Here is an 18,604-nt window from a genome sequence, read left to right as displayed (position 1 = left end):
GCGGGGCGTTGTCGGTCGCGCTGACTCGAACTAAGTTACACACCCCACCCACACAACACAAACCCCCAGCACAACCCCACAAACCACACACCAACAAACACACAAACAAACGTCGAAAAGCGTTAGAGTCCGAGTGCGGATTCGCCGCGCCGGAGGTTGCCCCGGCCGCTGACGTAGCGCCAGAGAAGAACCACGGCGATGAGCAGCGCGATACCGCCCTGGATGCCGCCGAGGATCGCGTACTCGCCGAGGGCGAAGGGTTCGCGGGGGTCCATCGGGTAGCGCAGCGGAATCCAGAAGCTAAGTAACGCGACGGGGACGAGCCAATCCCAGCTGGCGGTACCAGCGAGCGCGAGGAGGGACGCGACGATGCCCATCAGCGCGGCGAAGCAGATCGCCTGGACGGGAGAGGCTGGGACCTCGACGAATCGGCTGATGATGGCGGCGACGGCGGAGCCGGAGATCGCGAAGAGGGCGCTCGCCGCGAGAACCACGCTGACGCTGGTAGTGAGCCACTGCTTGCGCGGAAGGCCGAGGGCTTGCCACGTTTGGGCGCGCATCTCGGAGCCACCGGATACGCGGGCCCAGAGGACTAGCGCCGGCACGGTGGAGAGTAAGGCGCCGAGGAAGCTGGTGTCGATAAAGACGGACAGCGGCATCAGCAGGCCGGTGAGGGCGCCAGCGACGAGGGCCCAGATGAGGTTGCGGCGCCAGAAGAGGGTGAACGGGGTATCGCGGAGCGGGGCGCGGCCGGACTCCTCCCCCACGATCGCGGCGGGGCTCTGCGGGCGGGTGCTGTCGTTGGGCAGGCACACAAAGAAGAGGAGCAGCCCCACGGCAATTGCGATACCTGCGCCAGCCGCGCCGATCCAGTTCGGGTTGTAAGCCAGACAGGCCACGGCTGGGATGAGTACTGCAGGGACCAGCGCATACGCGAGGAGCTGCGAGGCGCGCGCCCGGTTCATGCCGAGGGCCTGCAGCGCCCCGGGCTCGGGGAACAGTGCGTAGAAGAACACGGGCACTGTTATGAACGTGGACACTGCGGCTGTCCACGGACTCACTAAAGGTCCGGCGAGGATGAAGAGCACGCCGAAGAACAGCAGCGTGAGCACCCGGGACTTCGGGCCGGCCTTGAACTGCTGCCAGAAGAAGCCGGGGCCGAGATGGGTCATGCGGGTCGCCATGGTTCTAGGACACCTCCAGGTAGGCCTCGATAACGTCGTCGAGGCCGGCGGGGCGCACGCGGGTGCCGGCGCCTAGGCCGGATTCGAGCGAGGCGGGGATGAGGGCGTGGGTGCCGGCATCCGAACGTCGGAAAGCAAGGGCTCCGTCGAGCTCGCCGGTGCCGGACGCGACGAGGAAGCTGTCGGCGTCCTCGGCGTTGATGTGGCGGGCGATGCGGCCGTCGCGGCCGAGGATGATCGCGGTGTCGAGGATCTTGGCGGCGTCCTCGATGTGGTGCGTGGCCATGATGATGGTGCGGCCGGAATCGCCCAGATTGAGCAGATGACGGTAAAACACCTGGGTGTTGTGGGTGTCGAGGCCGACGTAGGGTTCGTCGAGAAGCGTGAGCTCAGCGCCGGACGCGAGGCCGACCACGATGCCGGTCATGGCGCGCTGGCCGCGGGACAGGTTGCCGTAGGTGGCGCTGGCGGCCTCGCCGAGCGTGAAGTCGGCGAGCAGCTCGTCGGCAAGCGTGCGGTCCCAGTTGGGGTAGCGCATGGATGCGGCGGCGAGGATGTCGCGCAGCTTCCACGACGTCGGGTACGCGACATCGACGCCGGTCAGCGCGGTGCGGTCCATCGCCGCGGCGTTGTCGAAGGGCGCGTCGCCGAAGACGGCGATCTCGCCGCCGGAAGGCTTGAGCTGCCCGGCGATGATGCTCAGCAGCGTGGATTTACCGACGCCGTTGCGGCCCAGCAGGCCGTGGATGCCGCCCGGCGCGAGCTCGAAGTCGACGCCGCTGAGCACGGCCTTCTTGCCGAAGCTGCGCTGCAAGCCGCGCGCGGAAACGATCTGGTTCATTGGTACATGCCTCTACTTTCTGCGACACGGTCGATAAGGGTGTGGAGGTCCTCGCGCGCGTAGCCGAGGTGCAGGGCTTCGTCGATGAGCGGGGCGATGAAGGCGCCGGCAAATGCTTCCCGACGATTGCGAAGAATCCGCGCCCGCGCCCCCTCCGTGACGAACATGCCGAGGCCGCGGCGTTTTTCGAGCACCCCGGCGTCGACAAGCAGGGTCAAGCCCTTGCGTGCTGTCGCCGGGTTGATCTCGTGGAACTCCGCGAGCTGGTTGGTCGACGGGGCTTGCTGTCCGGGCTCGAGCGCGCCATCGATAATGAGGTCCTCGATGAAGCGGGCGATCTGGACAAACAGCGGCTCCGCATCAGAGTTCATGGCCTGGACCTCCTTTCCGCTCCGTTGGTTAGTTACTGCAGTAACTAACTGTCTAACAGGTTTGCAGGGTGGGCGCAAGAGTGAATTTCCGTACACTGGTTGCCATCTAGACCCTCCCGAGGGCGCAGAAAACGAAAATTAGCAACGAAAAGAATCGGAATTTAGGAGCCATGCTTGAACGCACAGTGGTGTTCGTGGACACGTCGTACCTGCTCGCGAGCTTTTACAACTCGTGGGAGATCGGCGCCCGCGCACAGTTAGAAATTGACCTCCCCGAGGTGGTGGCCACCCTCGGGAACATGATTACCCAGCAACTCAACCAACCCGTTCACCGCCAGTTCTGGTACGACGGCATCCCCGACTCGGGCCCCCACCGCTACCAGCGCGCGCTCCGCGCGTGCGCGGGCGTGCAGCTGCGCACGGGGCAGCTCATCGAGTGGGGCGAGCGCCGCACCCAGAAGGGCGTGGACACCCGCCTTGTCGCCGACCTGGTGCTCAACGCCACGCGCGGCCAGTTCAGCGATTTTGTCCTCGTCTCCGGCGACGCGGACATGATCCCGGGCGTGCAAGAAGCCGCCGACATGGGCATTCGCGTCCACCTCTACGGCTTCGGATGGGACTCCATGTCCTCCGCCCTGCGCCACGCCTGCGACACGACGACCATCATTGACCCCCGCGAGGACTTCTCGGACGCCATGCAACTGCAGGTCCTCGAAGGCCCGCTGCCGCCGACAATCCGGGAGCGCCCGCTTTCCGACGCCGAACCTGTCGACCAAGACCAGGGTCCCACCGCCGTGCCGGGGTACGGGCCGGAGCCGCTTCGCGCGCCTGACGACGACAGCGATGAGGCCAACCCCCGCAGCGCCAGCCACGACGATGACGACGACGGCGGCACCGGCTTCCAGCAGCTTGACGGCCTGGAGCACCTCAAGGTGTTCGGCGCCCGTGCCGCTGCGCAGCAGGCCGAGCGCGCGGAGGCTTCGCGTGGGGAGGCTGCTGGTGAGGCTGGGCGCGAGGCTGGGCGCGAGGCCGGGCCGGTGAAGCCTGCGGCTGGCGGGGCTGCTGGCGATCAGGCTGCTGGCGATCAGGCTGCGGGCGGGGCCGACGCCAGCGCCAAGCATGATCCGGAGTGCGCCGAGTGCGAGACCGATTCTCACGAGGTAAGGGACATCCCGACGCCGTCTCCGGCGATGGTGGCGGAAGCTGCGCGTCGGCAAGCGCAAGCCCCAGCCCAGGGCCCGGTGACGGGCACCGTGCGCTCCGACCAGCGCACACACTCCCCCGCCGCGCCGGAGCTCGACGAGCCGTCTGAGGCGCAGGTCGAGGCGAACAACGAGTCCAACCAGCCGGGCAACCAACAGCTTTCCAACCCGGAGGCTGCGGATGTGCCGAAGCCGGGCCCCAAGCCCACGCCGAAGCCGTCCATGATGGCGCCGCGCCGCAAGCTGCGCTCGCGCTACGTGCCGCTGCCGGAAGAGGTGTGGTCCTCTGCCGGGTTCCAGACGCCTTACGACGTCGGCCAGCAGTACGCCGCCTGGTGGTACGAGAACGCCGCCTCCTCCGAGCAGCGCGACAAGGCGCACATGCTCTCCGGCGGCGGCCTGCCCCCGGAGATCGACCGCCCGCTGCTGCAGTTCGCGTGCGAGACACTGCACGAGTACACCCTGTCTGAAGCGCAGCGCGTGAACCTGCGCGACGGTTTCCACTCCGGCATCCGCGGTGTGCTGATCAATATCCACCGCGGGTAGGTGGGGCGAGCCGGGTACTGCGGGGCGGTCGGTCGCAGGGCCGCCCGAACGCTGACAGCTCCACTTAGGGTGACCTAAATGGAGCTGTCAGCGGGTGGAGCCATCAGCGTCAGCGCTCTGACCTGCGCATTTACATTCGACACGCGACCACGAACGCCTTGACAGCTCCACCCCCTGGAGCTCTCAACGAAAAGCGGGGCTGGCTGTGGCCATTATCCAGCCACAACGAGCCCCGCTCACGCGTTCCGTGGCTAGCGCCGGCCGGACTCCTCGGTGTCGTCCTCCTCGACGATGTCGGCGTCTACGGCGTCGGCGTCGTTGTCTTCGGCGAGGTAGGCCTCGGCGTCCGCGAGGATGTCGTCGTCGGACTTCGCGCCAGCACCAGCAGCCCCAGCAGCAGCGCCAGCACCTGCCGCGCCTGCGGTGACAGCACCAGCAGCACCGGCATCTTCGCCCTTGCCGGCCTCGAGCTCACCGGCCATGGAGGCGCGGATCTCGTCGAGGCGGCTCGAGGCGGCGATGTCGGTGCCGGCGGACTCGATCTCAGCCATGCGGTCGGTCATGGAGTTCTTGGCGATCTCCTGCGCACCGAGGGCATCGGCGTAGCGGCGCTCGATCTTGTCGCGGACGCTGTCGAGCGTCGGCACGCTGTCGTCCCCGCCGAACTGATTGATGGTGTCCATCGTGCGGGTAGTCTGCTCCTGCATCTTCGCCTGGTTGAGCTGGGACTCCAGCTGGGAGACCTGCTGCAGCTGCTCCTGGAGGCGAGCCTCGGACTGCTGCTGCTGAGCCTGCGCCTCGCGGGCGGCATGCTCGGCGGCGGCGTGGGCCTCCTTGGTCTGGGCGAGCTCGTTCTCCACGGACACGAGCTGGGATGCGAGCACCTCCGCTGTGGCGTTGTACTGCTGCGCCTTCTCGGCGTCGCCGGCGGCGGCGGCCTTGTCGGCGGCCTGCAGGGCGGTGCGGGTCTTCGTCTGCAGGTCAGCCTGGGACTGGATGAGTCGCTCCAGCTTCATCTCCAGCTGGTTGCGGTTGCCGATGATCTGCGCCGCGTGCTGGGAAATCTCCTGGTGGTTCTTCTTCGCCTGGGCAACGGCCTGCTGGATCTGCACCCGCGGATCAGCGTTCTGATCAATCTTGGAGTCGAAGGACTGCATGAGGTAGTTCCAGCCCTTAGAGAACGGGTTCGCCATGGTCGTAATCACCTTTCGTGGTTCGCTCAGTGTCCCCGCCAAGTGTACGCACGAAAAAAGCGCTGGGACCGGCCCAGCGCTTGAATTCGGTGCAGCGTCAGCTACTTTGCGTCGTTCTCAAGGTCGTCTTCAAAATCCTCGGCGAACCCGTCCTCAGCGTCGGCCATCTGCGCCTGCTGCTCAGCGAGTTGGCGGTGGACCTCCTCCATATCCAGGTCCTTGACCTGGCCGATGAGGTCGTCGAACGCGGCCGGCGGCAGTGCGCCTGCGTTGCGGAACACCAGGATGCCGTCGCGGAAGGCCATCAGCGTCGGGATCGCCTGGATCTCCAGCGCAGCGGCGAGCTGCTGGTTCGCCTCGGTGTCCAGCTTGGCGAAAGTCACGTCGGTGTGCTTCTCCGACGCTGCCTCGTACGTCGGGGCGAACTGGCGGCACGGGCCGCACCAGGACGCCCACGCGTCGACGAAAACAATGCCGTCCTGGGTGACGGTCTGCTCGAAAGTGTCCTCGGTGACGTCAATCGTGCTCATGGAAATAGCTCCTTAAAGTTCGTTTCGTTGTCTGTGGTGTCCAACCGTACCAGCGCCCGGGAGATTCCCACCGGGCCCAAACGTGCACGTAGCGCGCTGCCTCCCCGCGGGTCTAGGGTGGGGCACACCGGGCGGGCGCACCAAGGGCCCGCCGCTTTACGACGATTGGAAGGAATACCCATGGCTACAAAAGAGTTTGCAGTAGATGGAATGACCTGCGGCCACTGTGAGCTGAGCGTGAAGGAGGAGATCGGCGAGATCGCCGGTGTCACCGACGTCACCGCGGACCACACCACCGGCAAGGTCACCGTCGCCGGCGAAGGCTTCAGCGACGAGGACGTTGCCAAGGCTGTGGCCGAGGCCGGCTACAAGGTGGTCTAAACAGCCACACCGCAACACCCTGGTCTCAAGGAGGGACCTTTCATGACTGCACCCGAAACCCCCACTGCCCTCCAGCACATTGAGCTTGGGGTGACGGGCATGACGTGTACGTCGTGCTCGTCTCGGGTGCAGCGCAAGCTGAACAAGATGGACGGAGTGGAAGCCTCCGTCAACTTCTCCACCGAGACGGCCACGGTGGACTACGACCCCGAGAAGGCCACCCCGGATGAGCTCATCGACATTGTGCGCGGGGCTGGGTACGACGCGTTCCAGCTCGCCCACGAGGGCCAGCCGGACAACGCGGAGGGGCAGGAAGCTGGCGGCTCTCAGCAGGCGTCGATAAGCGATGCCCGCGAAGCCGAGGCCGAGCGCCTGAAGCGGACGACGATCTGGGCGGCGCTGGTGTCTCTGCCGGTGACGCTGGTGTCCATGATTCCGGCGTGGCAGTTCACGTACTGGCAGTGGGCGGCGTTTGCCGCGACGACGCTGGTGTATTTCGCCGCCGGCTCCGTGTTCCACCGCGCCGCGCTGACGAACTTGCGCCACGGCAGCTTCACCATGGACACACTGATTTCCCTGGGCACAACCGCGGCCTACGTGTGGTCCATCTACGCGCTGTTTTTCGGCAACGCGGGCGAGACCAGCATGGTCATGGAGATGAGCCTGAACCCGGCGCAGGCGGGCATGGACGAGATTTACCTCGAAACCGTGTGTGTGGTGATCACGTTCCTGCTGCTCGGCAGGTGGTTTGAGACGAAGGCGAAGGGTCAGAGCTCGGAGGCGCTGCGCGAGCTTCTGGACATGGGCGCAAAGGACGCGGCGGTGCTGCGCGACGGCAAAGAGGTGCGCGTCCCGATTGCGCAGGTCGTGGTCGGCGACCGCTTCGTGGTGCGCCCGGGCGAAAAGGTGGCGACGGACGGCCGCGTCGTCTCCGGCCACTCCGCGATCGATGCGTCGATGCTCACCGGCGAGTCCGTGCCCGTCGAGGTCGCTGAAGGCGACTCGGTCACCGGCGCGACGCTGAACACCTCCGGCCGCATCGTCGTCGAGGCGACCCGCGTCGGCTCGGACACGACGCTGGCGCAGATGGGCAAGCTGGTGCGCGACGCGCAGTCCGGCCAGGCCCCGGTGCAGCGCCTCGTGGACCGCATCGCGCAGGTCTTCGTGCCGACGGTCATCGGCATTTCCCTGCTCACGCTCATCGTGCATCTCGCCATCGGCCACGGCGTCGCGCACGCGTTCACCGCAGCGGTGGCGGTGCTCATCATCGCCTGCCCGTGCGCGCTCGGCTTGGCCACCCCGACCGCGATCCTGGTCGGCACCGGCCGCGGCGCCCAGATGGGCCTGCTGATCAAGGGCCCCGAGGTGCTTGAATCGACCCGCCAGGTGGACACGATTGTGCTGGACAAGACCGGCACCGTCACCAGCGGCGAGATGCAGGTCATCGCGGTCACGCCTGCCGACGGCTGGACTGCGGAGGGTGTGCACGCGGTTGCTGCGAGCGTCGAGAAGCAGTCTGAGCACCCCATCGCGCGCGCCATCGCCGCCGGGGTGGACGCGCCCGAGGCCACCGACTTCGAAAACGAGCCGGGCATCGGGGCGAAGGCGCTTGTCGACGGCGCGTTGGTGCGCGTCGGCCGCCCGCAGACCGAGCTGGGTGCGCTGCGCCAGGCCTTCGATGACGCGGAAGCCGCCGGCGGCACCGCCGTGGCTGTCGAGGTGGACGGCAAGGCCGCGGGCGTGATCGCCGTGCGCGACACCGTGAAGGAAGATTCCGCAGCAGCCATCGCGCGCCTGAAGGAGCTGGGCCTGCGCCCGCACCTACTGACCGGCGACAACGAGGGTGCCGCCCTGGCGACCGCCCGCGAAGTGGGCATTGACCCCGCCGACGTCACCGCCGGCGTGCTGCCGGAGGACAAGGTGGACGTGGTGCAGGCGCTCAAGGATCAGGGCCGCAACGTGGCGATGGTCGGCGACGGCGTGAACGATGCCGCCGCGCTCGCCACCGCGGACCTCGGCATGGCGATGGGCGCGGGTTCCGACGTCGCCATCGAGGCCTCCGACATCACCCTCATGCACGACAGGCTGGGCTCCGCCGTCGACGCGATCCGACTGTCGCGCAAGACCCTGAAAACCATCAAGGGCAACCTGTTCTGGGCCTTTGCATACAACGTCATCCTGATTCCGGTCGCGGCGATTGGCCTGCTCAACCCGATGTTGGCTGGCATCGCGATGGCGTTCTCCAGTGTGTTCGTCGTCACAAACTCCCTGAGGCTGCGGGGCTTTCAGGCAGAATTTGCCGGGTGACAACGCCTGAACTGACTCGCACTGAGCGCCTCGACCGCCTGCCGGTCACCCCGAAACACAAGCGCCTCCTGCTCGGCTCCGGTGTCGGCTGGGCCCTGGATGCCATGGACATCGGCCTGGTGTCCTTCATCATCGCCGCGCTTGCGGTGCACTGGGAGCTGGATAAGTCCACCACTTCCTGGATCGCCTCCGTCGGCTTCATCGGCATGGCAATCGGCGCCTCGCTGGCGGGTCTGCTGGCGGACAAGATCGGCCGCCGCCAGGTCTTCGCCGTTACGTTGTTGATCTACGGCCTGGCCACCGGTGCTTCCGCGCTGGCCACCTCGGTGGGCATGCTCATGGTGTTCCGCTTCATCGTGGGCCTGGGCCTCGGCGGCGAGCTGCCCGTCGCGTCCACGCTGGTCAGCGAGTTCTCGCCGCGCAAGGTGCGCGGCCGCATGGTGGTCATCCTCGAGGCGTTTTGGGCTGTCGGCTGGATCCTCGCCGCGATCATCGGCACGTTCGTCGTCGCGCAGAGCGAGAACGGCTGGCGCTGGGGTCTCGCCCTCGGCGCGGTGCCGGCCCTCTACGCCATTTACGTGCGCATGGGCTTGCCGGAGTCCGTCAGGTTCTTGGAATCGAAGGGCCGCCACGAGGAGGCCGAGAAGATTGTCCAGTCCTTCGAGGCAGAGGCCGACCCCGCGGAGTACGACACCGCCGTGCCCGTCCAGGAGAAGGAGATCCGCGGCGGTATCTGGGGACCCGACCTGCGCGCCCGCACGGCCGCATTCTGGATTGTGTGGTTCTGCGTCTCGCTGGCGTACTACGGCGCGTTCATCTGGATCCCCTCGCTGCTCGTGGCCCAGGGCTTCACACTGGTGCGCTCCTTCAGCTTCACCTTGATCATCACGCTCGCCCAGCTGCCGGGCTACGCCGCGGCCGCCTGGCTCATCGAGGTGTGGGGCCGCCGCATGACGCTCTCGGTGTTCCTGGGCGGCTCCGCCGTGTCGGCTCTGCTCTACGGCATGGCCACCGCGGAGTGGCAGATCATCGCCGCCGGCTGCCTGCTCTCCTTCTTCAACCTCGGTGCGTGGGGCGCCCTCTACGCCATCGGCCCGGAGCTCTACCCCACCGCAATCCGCGCGACCGGCACCGGCGCGGGCGCCTCCTTCGGCCGCATTGGGTCGATCCTGGCGCCGCTCATCGTGCCGCCGGTGCTGGCCTTCGGCGGCAACATCGCCGTCTTCAGCGTCTTCGCGGTAGCGTTTGCTTTGGCCTGCGTGGCCGCATTTACCCTCCCCGAGCAGAAAGGTGTGGCGCTGGCGTAGGGGCTGGCGCGTGCGATTATGGGCCCACTCGGTTACGTTCTGCTGCAGGGCATCGGCGCCATCGTCGGCGTTGTGGTGCTGTGGCTCGTCGCGAAGCGAAAGCTCGGGTTCCGCTGGGCTGCCCTCGGGTGGGGCGCGCTGGCTTTTCCGCTCTCCCAACTCGCACGAGTCGCGGTCATCTCACCACTCAATGCTGGCTTTGAGCGGTTCTTGGAACCGTCCGTCGCGGTTACCGCGGTCACCGTGGTGCTCGTGCTCTCTTCCGGCCTGTTCGAGGAAAGCGCCCGCTGGGTGGTCATGCGCTACTGGGCGAAGGGGGTGCGCTCCTGGCGCGAGGGCGTCGGCTTCGGCCTCGGCCACGGCGGCATCGAAGCCATCCTGCTCATGGGCAACGCGATGGTGAGCAACGTCGCGATGCTGCAGTTCGGTGACGTCGTCCGCGAGCAGGTGGCGAGAACTGGGGACACCAAGGCACTCGAAGCGCTGGACAGCCAAGTCGAGCTCCTCAACACCATCGGGTTCACCTTGGTTGCGATGGGCTGGTACGAACGCATCCTCGCCATCATCTTCCACGTGGCCATGTCGGTGCTCATCCTGCGCGCTGTCCGCGAGCGGAAGTGGCAGCTGTGGCTGCTGGCCGTGCTGCTCCACATCGCGTTCAACACTGTGGCGGTCACGCTCGCCCCGGTCAGCTACACCGCGCTGTACATCGCGCTGACGGCGTTCACCGCCGTCGTCGTGTGGGCGCTTGCTGCCGGGCCGCTCGCGCGGAGGGCGGTCGATGGTTCGCGTGACGTTGCAGGGCTTCCTGCGAACGTCGGAAAGCAAATGCCCTAGCCCCGCGCCATGTTGACGAAGCGCGAGTAGTGCAACTGGTGCGCCACCGGGATGGTGTCGATGGGGCCGCCGCGGTGCTTCGCCACGATGATGTCTGCCTCGCCCGCGCGCTCGTCGTCACGGTCCTGGGAATCCGGGCGGTAAAGCAGAAACACCATGTCGGCGTCCTGTTCCAGGGAGCCTGATTCACGCAGGTCAGCCAGCTGAGGCTTTTTGTCCGTACGGGCTTCAGGGCCACGGTTCAGCTGCGAGATCGCGATCACCGGCACCTCGAGCTCCTTCGCCAAAAGCTTCAGGTGGCGGGAGAACTCGGAAACCTCTTGCTGGCGGGATTCGACCTTCTTGCCGGAGCTCATCAGCTGCAGGTAGTCCAGCACGATGAGGTCGAGGCCGTGCTGGCGCTTGAGGTTTCGCGCCTTGGTGCGGATTTCCATCATCGTGAGGTTCGGGGAATCGTCGATGAACAGCGGCGCATCCTGGATCTCGGTGAGGCGCTTCGTCAGCTTCTCCCAGTCGCGCTCCTCCATCTGGCCGGAACGCATCGAGGACAGCTTGATCTCGGTTTCGGCCGAAAGCAGACGCATGATGATTTCCGACGCACTCATCTCCAGCGAGAAGATCACCGACGTCTTGCCGTGGTGGATGGAGCAGGAGCGCATGAAGTCCAGCGCCAGCGTTGACTTTCCCACGCCCGGGCGGGCCGCGATGATCACCATCTGGCCGGCGTGGAGTCCGTTCGTGAGGTTGTCGAGGTCGATGAAGCCCGTCGGCACGCCCTGGTCCAGCGCGCCGCCGGCTGCGATCTGGGTCAGTTCGTCGATCGTCGGCTTCAGCAGGTCCGACAGCGAGCGGTAGTCCTGGCCGGACTCCTTTTTGGCGATGCTGAAGACTTCCTGCTGAGCCATGTCGACGAGCGCCTCGACCTCCATGCCGTCCTCGCCCTCGTAGCCGAGTTGCACGACGTGGGTGCCGGCGTTGACCAGCTGCCGCAGAATCGACTTCTCGGCGACGATGTCCGCGTAGTACATCGCGTTCGCGGCCGTCGGCACTTCGGAGATCAGCGTGTGCAGGTACACCGCGCCGCCGACGCGCTCGAGCTGGTTCCGACGATCGAGACGACCCGACAAAATCAGCACGTCGATCTCGCTCGCGTCCGAGTACAGATCCACGATCGCGCGGAAAATCATCTGGTGCGACGGGTAGTAGAAGTCCTCCTCCTTGAGGCGCTCCACGATGTCCACCACCACGTCCTGGTTGAGCATCATCGCGCCCAGCACCGAACGCTCCGCGCGCTCGTCGTGGGGCGGCTGGCGGTACTCGCTCAAGTCGCCGCGGTCCCGGTTGAAGTTGGCGCGGCGCGTGCTACCGCCGCGGGATCCACGCGAGCCACCCTGGCCGCCGTAATCGGGCTCGTCGCCGAAGCTGTCGGCCGGCTCGGGCGGCAGGACGTAATCGTCGAAACTCTCGTTCGCAGGCATGGGCTCCCCTTCCACGTGTCGCGCCTAACCCTACCCCGCGCAGCCCCTGCTGCGGACCCGCCGGGGAAGTTATCCACAGGCCCTGTGGATAGAACTTCCGCTTCCCGACGACTTCTTCACACCCACCCATTCATCCCTGTGGACAACTTGTGGAGAAGCCGCGTTTGACCCGCAGGGAAGACTGGTGTTTGCCCAGTTCAGACATGTTGTATTCAGGCGCACTTAGTAACGGAGAAGTGTGGGGAAATCCTCTGAGCTGGGCGCTTGACATTGGTCCCCCAAGCCTCTAGGCGGCCCCCTGAATGCCCTGAGCAGGCGTTCTTATTCTTTACTTATCCACAGGGGCTGTGTGTATTCCCCAGGCCCAGCCCGCTCGAAAAAACTTCCCCATTTGTACGAAAGCCATGCCGACGACGCAGGTCGCGAGATTGCTCCCGGGATTGTTACGACCCCGCCCCCCGGACCGACCGAGCTGGTCTTTAGCGGCGGGACTTAACGATGCCGCGCCCCACCATGAAGATGCCCGCGATCCAGCTCACGGCTGCCGTGAGGTACGAAATGGACCCCCAGGCATACTTCACGGCGAGGAAACCCAGCAGGAAGACAATGACGCCGAGGATGATGTCGGCCTGGCCGGTGGTGTTCGTGTTCATGGCCACTAAGTCTACGGAGAACATGAGAAAACGGCGCGGGCCGCGGAGCTCCTCACAAGCTCCTCGTGCAACCCGCGCCGTTTTCAAGCGCTGTTGTCGTTGGATCGCGGTTTATTAAACGCGATCGTCGTTAAGCGGTTACGCGCTCACGACCTCGAAGTTCACCTTGCCCTCCACGTCGTCGTGGAGGTTGACCTTGACCTGGTAGCCGCCGGTCTTGGTAACAAGACCCTTCGGCACGTTGATGCGGCGCTTGTCCAGGGACGGGCCGCCGGCAGCCTTGACGGCGTCGGCGATGTCGGCCGGCTTCACAGAGCCGAACAGCTTGCCGGACTCGGAGGTGCGCACGGGCACCTTCACACCGGTGAGCTGGTCGAGCTGGTCGCGCAGCTCCTTGGCGTGCGCGAGGTCGCGCACCTGGCGGTCAGCCTGAGCGCGCTGAATGTCTTCGATCTGCTTCTCTGCGCCGCGGGTAGCCGGGATGGCGAGGCCGCGCGGGAGGAGAAGGTTGCGTCCGTAGCCGTCCTTGACCTCGACGATGTCGCCGGGCTCTCCAAGGTTCTCAACGGCAGCGGTGAGGATCAGCTTCATGAATCCTAACCTTCCTTGAGTTGTAAAAGTTTCTGTGTGGGTTTTTCTGCTTTAGAACGGAGGCTCGTCGTCCATCCCGCCGAAACCGCCGGCGGGAGGTGCGGAATTCCACGGATCAGTCTCGGGCTGCGACTGGTTCTGGCCGGAGAAACCGCCCTGGTTGCCCTGGGACTGGTTCTGGCCCTGACCGGCAAAGCCGCCCTGGTTGTTCTGGGACGGGCCCTGGTTGAAGCCGCCCTGGTTGCGCTGACCCTGGCCGGACTGGCCCTGGCCGCCACCGCCGTAGTTGTTCCCGCCCTCACGCGGGTTACGGTTCACGGTTGCGGACGCGTACTTCAGGGACGGGCCAACCTCGTCGACCTCGATCTCGAACACGGTGCGGTTTTCGCCCTCGCGGGTCTGGTAGGAACGCTGCTTCAGGCGGCCCTGGACCATGACGCGCATGCCCTTGGTCAGGGTCTCTGCGACGTTCTCGGCCATCTGGCGCCAGCAGTTGCAGGTGAGGAACAGCGCTTCGCCGTCCTCCCACTGGTTCGTCTCGCGGTTGAAGGACCGGGGGGTGGACGCGATGCGGAAATTCGCAACGGGTGCACCACTCGGGATGAACCGGAGCTCCGGATCAGCAACGAGGTTGCCAACCACGGTGATTTGGGTATCGCCTTGAGCCATGATCGTTCCTTCCTACCTTTTTTGGATCCTGTGGTTTGAGCCTAGCTGCTCTTACTTATCGGTACGCAGTACCTTCGTACGGAGCACGGTCTCGTTCAGGTTCAGAAGACGATCAAGCTCGGCGACGGTGTCAGCACCGCACTCGAGGTTGATTACGGCGTAGATGCCCTCTTCCTTCTTGTTGATCGGGTACGCAAGGCGCTGCTTGCCCCACACATCAACCTTTTCCACCTTGCCGTTGTCCTTGCGGACGGTCTCCAGGAACTTATCCAGGGACGGGGCAACGGTGCGCTCATCCTGCTGCGGGTCGAGGATGATCATTACTTCGTAGTGACGCACGGACCTCATCACCTCCTATGGTCTTTGTATTGGTATTCGGCCACTGCGCTTGCCGCAATGGCAGGAGGGTCGCTTACGTCAAGCAACCCGGATAGCCTACCTGAAGCCCCTGGCCTGGGAGAAATCGGTTTAGGTCGGGTTCGGCACGGCACCGAACAGCGCGAGCCCCACGGGGATGAAGGTGATGAAGACGAAGGCGGTCGCCCCGAGCCCGACCGCGAGGCCCTTGCGTCCCTTCAGCGTCGCCATGAACGCGCCCGCAAAGAGCGCGAAGCCGATGAAGATCGAGACGATGCCCAGGATCGTCGTCGTGCCGATCATGCGCGCTCCACCTCAGGAGCAGAGTGCTTTTCGACGTTCACTTCTCCGACGACTTCGCCGGCGGGAACCCAGCCGTCGGCACGCGTGGCCCAGTCGGAAGGGACGGTGAGGAGCGGGTCGTGGCCGTTGTGCGCGTCGGCGACGGGGTCGCGGGTGAGGCCGAACATCTGGCGGACGACCATGACCATAATGGCGATGATGAGGGCGTCGCGGGCGATGATGACGAGGTTGAGGGCCTCGCCGGGCAGGCCCAGGTTGTCTGTGCCCATCATGTGCCACATGAGGATGGGCCAGACCATCATGTCCACCGTCATCCAGGTCAGTAGCAGGCGCCAGTAGGGTGCGGCGAGCACGGCGGGGACGATGAGCCAGATGGAGTACTGGGGGCTCCACACCTTGTTAAAGAGCAGGAAGAAGCCGACGATGAGCGTGAGCAGCTCCGCCACGCGCGGCTCCTTGGGGGCCTTGAGGCCCATGATGAGCACGGCGAGGCAGCCGAGGGCGAAGAGGACGAAGGTGACCGCGTTGAGGATCACCGGGGTGCCGCCGCCGGTATCGAAGCCAGTCCAGCCGAAGGCACGCGAGATCACGGCGTAGATGGTGGTCCACTCCCAGCCGCGCTCGGTGTTGAGGCGGTTGAACTCGCCCCAGGCGTCGGGGTTGCGGAGGTAGACGGGCAGGTTGACGGCCACCCAGGTGACAGCGGCCGCGACCGCCATCTTGATGAACGGCATGAGGTTGCGCTTGCGGATCGCAATCGTGAGGTACGCGCCGAGGATGAACAGCGGCCAGAGTTTGAACGCGGTGCCGGCGCCGATGAGGAAGCCGGCGAGCCAGAACTTCTTGTTGCGCGCGGCCAGCATCGCTGCGACCACAAAGAAGATGGACGGGATGTCCCAGTTGGTGAACGCGTGCATGATCAACAGCGGCGAGCCGACGACGAGCAGCGTGTCCCAAATGCGGTTGCCGGCGAGCTCCGCGACCATGCGGGCGGTGCAGACCCAGATGATGGAAAGCAGCAGCACCGTGACCCAGAAGTACCAGCCGACCTCCGGCAGCAACCTGTCCGCCAGGAAGTAGGTGTTTCGGGAGATGAAGGCGCTGAACTGCTGGAACAGGCCGGCGAGCACCGGATACTCCATGTAGCGGGTCAGGCCGTCTTCCACCCAGGAGTAGTCGTAGACGAAGCCGGGCTGGTCCAGTCCGCGCGCGCCGTAGAGCGGGACGATGTCGTTGTAGCAGAACGAGGTGTACTGGCGGTTGCCGTCCCAGTTGAGCTGCAGCACGCCGTTGTCGTCCGGGCGGCCCATGGCGCAGTTCGCCTTGGACAGCCCGCCGAGGGAGAGGAAGACGTAGGCGACGGCCAGGATGGCCCGCAGCGGAGTCCAGAAGGAGGCGCGGCCGATCTGGGCGTAGCGGCCCATCGGCCCGCCGAGGAAGTTGACCCAGCCTTTCGCCAGCGGCTCGGTGCGGCCGGGCTGCACGCGGTCCGTCGGGTCAGCCCACTGGGTGCCGCTGGGCTTGGCGTGCTTCGCACGCTTCGGCTGCGTCTTCACCACGGTCTTCTCAGACACCTTGCGTTATCCCTCTGTTGTCGTCGCTTGGGCAGCTACTGCTGCAGCACCTGGTTCAGCCCGTCGAGCACCCCGCCAATCACGTCCTGGACCGGCGGGGGCGCCGGCAGCGGCGGCGGGGCCGGCGCGGGTGCGGGCGCCGGAGCTGGCGCGGGGGCGGGAGCGGGTGCCGGTGCGGGTTCCGGCGCAGGCTCGGGCTCGGCGGCCGCGCTCGGTGCCGGGGCGGCCGAGGTGCCCGCCGAGTAGGTCGGCACAGCCGTCGGGTAGGTGGAACCGCCCAGGTTGGTGCCGCCGGAGTACGGCTCCACACCCCAGTACACCGGGGAGGCCGTCGGGAACTCCACGGCTTCCTCATTCTCCAGGACAGTGTCCAGCACGTCCTTCCAGATGCGGGCCGGGGTGCTCGAGCCGAACATGTTGCCGCCCCACTCGTTGAAGATCGGGGACGTGTTGTCCGCGGTGCCCACCCACACGGCCACAGCCAGCTGCGGGGTCGCGCCGACCATCCAGGCGTCCTTGTTCTGGCCGGTGTCGCCGAGCTGGGCCGTACCGGTCTTCGCGGCAGCAGGGCGGCCGCCGGCGAGGGTGGCGTTGGAGTAGCCCACCACGGCCTGCATCGCCTCGATGACGTTGTCCGCCACCTGCTCTGCAACGCGGCGCTCGGCGTAGGACTCGTCGGCTTCGTAGAGCACCTCGCCGAAACCGTCGGTGACGCTCTGCACGAAGTGCGGCGGGTGGTAGACGCCGCGGTCCGCCAGGGTGGCCATCGCGGTGGCCATGTCCAGCACGCGGGACTGGTACTGGCCCAGCACGATGCCCTCGTAGGGCTGGCCGCCGTTCTCGCGCAGGGTCACCGGAATGCCCGGGATGGAGCGGGCCACGCCGAGGGCGTGCGCCATGTCGGCGGTGTCCTGGGTGGTGTTGTCCAAGTCGTCCTGAATACGCATGAACGCGGTGTTGGAGGAGGTGCGCACGGCGTCAGCCATGGTAAGCATGCCGCCGCCTCCGCCGTCCCAGTTGGTCACCTCAATGTCGCCCGGCAGCGTCACCGGGGAGGAATCGAACTGGGCGGTCAGCGGGATGCCCTGCTGCAACGCCGCAGCCAGGGCGAAGATCTTGAACGTGGAGCCGGTCTGCAGGCCGGCGTTGGCGTAGTCCCAGCCGCTCGGGTCGTCGCCGCCGTAGTAGGCGCGCACGGCGCCGGTGGCCGGGTCGATGGCCACGACACCGGTGCGGGCGTCATCCTGCAGGCGCGAGAGGTGGTCGGCGGAGATGCGCTCCACCTCAGCCTGGGCGCGGGAATCAATCGTGGTGGTGATCTGCAGGCCGCGCTTCGTCAGATCGTCCTCAGTAATGCCCAGCGCCTGCAGCTCCGCGATGACCTGGTTCTTAATCAGGCCGTTCGGGCCGCTCGCCTCCGTGTAGGCGGAGTACGTGGACGGGTCGCGCGTCTCCGGGTACTGCAGGCCGGCACGCTCTTCGGGCGTGAGCTCGCCCATGTCCACGAGGCCGTCCATGACGTAGTTCCAGCGCTGCTGGGCTCCCTCGGGGTTGGTCCACGGGTCGAGCTGGCTGGGCAGCTGGATGGATGCGGCGAGCACGCCGCCTTCCTCCAGCGTCAGCTCGTTGGCGGGCTTGCCGAAGAACGCGTGCGCGGCGGCCTCGACACCGTAGGCGTTGCGGCCGAAGTACACCGTGTTCAGGTAGGCGTTGAGAATGTCTTCCTTGCTCCACTCGTTGGTCATCTTCACCGAGTAGACCAGCTCGCGCGCCTTGCGCTCGTAGGAGTGCTCGTTGCCCACCAGGGCGTTCTTCACGTACTGCTGGGTGATCGTGGAGCCGCCGCCGGCGGAGGTGTTGCCGGTAATTTGGCCGAGCGCGGCGCGGGCGAAGCCGGTGAAGGAGAAGCCGGAGTTCTCCCAGAAGTCGCGGTCCTCGGCGGCGAGTACGGCGTTCTGGACGTCCACCGGAACGTCGGCAAGCGCGATCTGCTCGCGGTTGCCCTCGGGCGGGACGATGCGGGCGAGCTCTTCCTCACCGTCGTTGAAGTAAATGTTGGAGATCTGCGCCGTCTCGATCTCGTTCGGCTGCGGCACGTGCGCCTGGGAGTAGCTGTAGATGAACCAGCTCGCCGGGATGGCGGCAAGCAGCACAAAGAACAGCAGGATGGCTAGAACCCACTGCCACAGGCGGGACTTCTTCTTTTTGGCCACGGCGGTGCTGCCACCACCGGTGCTCGCGGCGGTCTCTGTTTTGTCTGTCACACGCTTTTCCTGCACG

General features: G+C 66.1%; 18 protein-coding genes. 5 read left to right on the top strand and 13 right to left on the bottom strand.

Annotated elements, in window-relative coordinates; all coding sequences use genetic code 11:
- Window positions 1–122: 122 nt before the first annotated feature.
- Genes M5J20_RS10945 through M5J20_RS10935 form a run of 3 tightly spaced genes read right to left on the bottom strand, consistent with a single transcriptional unit; the run spans window position 123 to window position 2,396 of the window.
- Window positions 123–1,184: a hypothetical protein gene (locus tag M5J20_RS10945; RefSeq protein WP_253579533.1), complete on the bottom strand. Its 1,062-nt coding sequence runs from the start codon at window positions 1,182–1,184 to the stop codon at window positions 123–125.
- 4 nt (window positions 1,185–1,188) lie between these two features.
- On the bottom strand, window positions 1,189–2,025 hold the full coding sequence (locus M5J20_RS10940; RefSeq protein WP_253579530.1) for an ATP-binding cassette domain-containing protein: 837 nt from the start codon (window positions 2,023–2,025) through the stop codon (window positions 1,189–1,191).
- Window positions 2,022–2,396, bottom strand: coding sequence for a GntR family transcriptional regulator (locus M5J20_RS10935; RefSeq protein WP_253579529.1), 375 nt, complete (start codon window positions 2,394–2,396; stop codon window positions 2,022–2,024). Before M5J20_RS10935 ends, M5J20_RS10940 begins: the two co-directional genes overlap by 4 nt.
- Window positions 2,397–2,566: 170 nt before the next feature.
- Between M5J20_RS10935 and M5J20_RS10930 the strand changes: the two genes are divergently transcribed.
- Window positions 2,567–4,144 carry an NYN domain-containing protein gene (locus tag M5J20_RS10930; protein WP_253579527.1) on the top strand — a complete coding sequence of 526 codons (1,578 nt, stop codon included), beginning with the start codon at window positions 2,567–2,569 and terminating at the stop codon, window positions 4,142–4,144.
- Between the two features lie 251 nt (window positions 4,145–4,395).
- On the opposite strand, the gene M5J20_RS10925 is transcribed toward M5J20_RS10930, so the two are convergent.
- Window positions 4,396–5,337, bottom strand: a complete 942-nt coding sequence (locus M5J20_RS10925; protein WP_253579525.1) for a PspA/IM30 family protein — start codon at window positions 5,335–5,337, stop codon at window positions 4,396–4,398.
- Between the two features lie 101 nt (window positions 5,338–5,438).
- A complete protein-coding gene (locus M5J20_RS10920; RefSeq protein WP_253579523.1) occupies window positions 5,439–5,867 on the bottom strand; it encodes a thioredoxin family protein in 429 nt (142 codons plus the stop codon).
- Window positions 5,868–6,047: 180 nt separating this feature from the next.
- Between M5J20_RS10920 and M5J20_RS10915 the strand changes: the two genes are divergently transcribed.
- Genes M5J20_RS10915 through M5J20_RS10900 form a run of 4 tightly spaced genes read left to right on the top strand, consistent with a single transcriptional unit; the run spans window position 6,048 to window position 10,699 of the window.
- Window positions 6,048–6,248, top strand: a complete 201-nt coding sequence (locus M5J20_RS10915) for a heavy-metal-associated domain-containing protein (RefSeq protein WP_253579521.1) — start codon at window positions 6,048–6,050, stop codon at window positions 6,246–6,248.
- 42 nt (window positions 6,249–6,290) lie between these two features.
- Window positions 6,291–8,555, top strand: coding sequence for a heavy metal translocating P-type ATPase (locus M5J20_RS10910; RefSeq protein ID WP_253579519.1), 2,265 nt, complete (start codon window positions 6,291–6,293; stop codon window positions 8,553–8,555).
- Entirely contained in the window at window positions 8,552–9,862 is a 1,311-nt protein-coding gene (locus M5J20_RS10905; protein ID WP_367614974.1) for an MFS transporter, read from the top strand. Before M5J20_RS10910 ends, M5J20_RS10905 begins: the two co-directional genes overlap by 4 nt.
- A gap of 18 nt (window positions 9,863–9,880) precedes the next feature.
- On the top strand, window positions 9,881–10,699 hold the full coding sequence (locus M5J20_RS10900; protein WP_253579517.1) for a YhfC family glutamic-type intramembrane protease: 819 nt from the start codon (window positions 9,881–9,883) through the stop codon (window positions 10,697–10,699).
- On the opposite strand, the gene dnaB is transcribed toward M5J20_RS10900, so the two are convergent.
- The 8 genes from dnaB to M5J20_RS10860 all read right to left on the bottom strand — a co-directional run bounded on the left by dnaB (window position 10,696) and on the right by M5J20_RS10860 (window position 18,588).
- The gene (gene dnaB / locus M5J20_RS10895; RefSeq protein WP_253579515.1) at window positions 10,696–12,177 is read right to left on the bottom strand and encodes a replicative DNA helicase; all 1,482 of its coding nucleotides are present in this window, start codon (window positions 12,175–12,177) and stop codon (window positions 10,696–10,698) included. The genes M5J20_RS10900 and dnaB overlap by 4 nt on opposite strands.
- Window positions 12,178–12,656: 479 nt before the next feature.
- Complete coding sequence (locus M5J20_RS10890) at window positions 12,657–12,830, bottom strand: hypothetical protein (RefSeq protein WP_253579513.1); 174 nt, start codon at window positions 12,828–12,830, stop codon at window positions 12,657–12,659.
- Between the two features lie 138 nt (window positions 12,831–12,968).
- Window positions 12,969–13,421: a 50S ribosomal protein L9 gene (rplI, locus tag M5J20_RS10885; protein ID WP_253579512.1), complete on the bottom strand. Its 453-nt coding sequence runs from the start codon at window positions 13,419–13,421 to the stop codon at window positions 12,969–12,971.
- Between the two features lie 51 nt (window positions 13,422–13,472).
- Window positions 13,473–14,090 carry a single-stranded DNA-binding protein gene (locus M5J20_RS10880; RefSeq protein ID WP_253579510.1) on the bottom strand — a complete coding sequence of 206 codons (618 nt, stop codon included), beginning with the start codon at window positions 14,088–14,090 and terminating at the stop codon, window positions 13,473–13,475.
- Between the two features lie 51 nt (window positions 14,091–14,141).
- Window positions 14,142–14,429 (bottom strand): 30S ribosomal protein S6, encoded by a 288-nt coding sequence (rpsF, locus tag M5J20_RS10875; protein ID WP_253579508.1) that lies wholly within the window; start codon window positions 14,427–14,429, stop codon window positions 14,142–14,144.
- 129 nt (window positions 14,430–14,558) lie between these two features.
- Window positions 14,559–14,750, bottom strand: coding sequence for a hypothetical protein (locus tag M5J20_RS10870; RefSeq protein ID WP_253579506.1), 192 nt, complete (start codon window positions 14,748–14,750; stop codon window positions 14,559–14,561).
- The gene (locus tag M5J20_RS10865; protein WP_437177649.1) at window positions 14,747–16,174 is read right to left on the bottom strand and encodes a glycosyltransferase family 87 protein; all 1,428 of its coding nucleotides are present in this window, start codon (window positions 16,172–16,174) and stop codon (window positions 14,747–14,749) included. Before M5J20_RS10865 ends, M5J20_RS10870 begins: the two co-directional genes overlap by 4 nt.
- Window positions 16,175–16,359: 185 nt before the next feature.
- Window positions 16,360–18,588, bottom strand: a complete 2,229-nt coding sequence (locus M5J20_RS10860; RefSeq protein WP_253579504.1) for a transglycosylase domain-containing protein — start codon at window positions 18,586–18,588, stop codon at window positions 16,360–16,362.
- Window positions 18,589–18,604 lie beyond the last annotated feature (16 nt).

Source organism: Corynebacterium stercoris, assembly GCF_024160105.1.
In the GTDB taxonomy this organism is placed as follows: Bacteria; Actinomycetota; Actinomycetes; order Mycobacteriales; family Mycobacteriaceae; genus Corynebacterium; species Corynebacterium stercoris.
The sequence above is the reverse complement of the archived record's forward strand: the minus strand, read 5'-3'. Positions and strand labels throughout refer to the sequence as shown.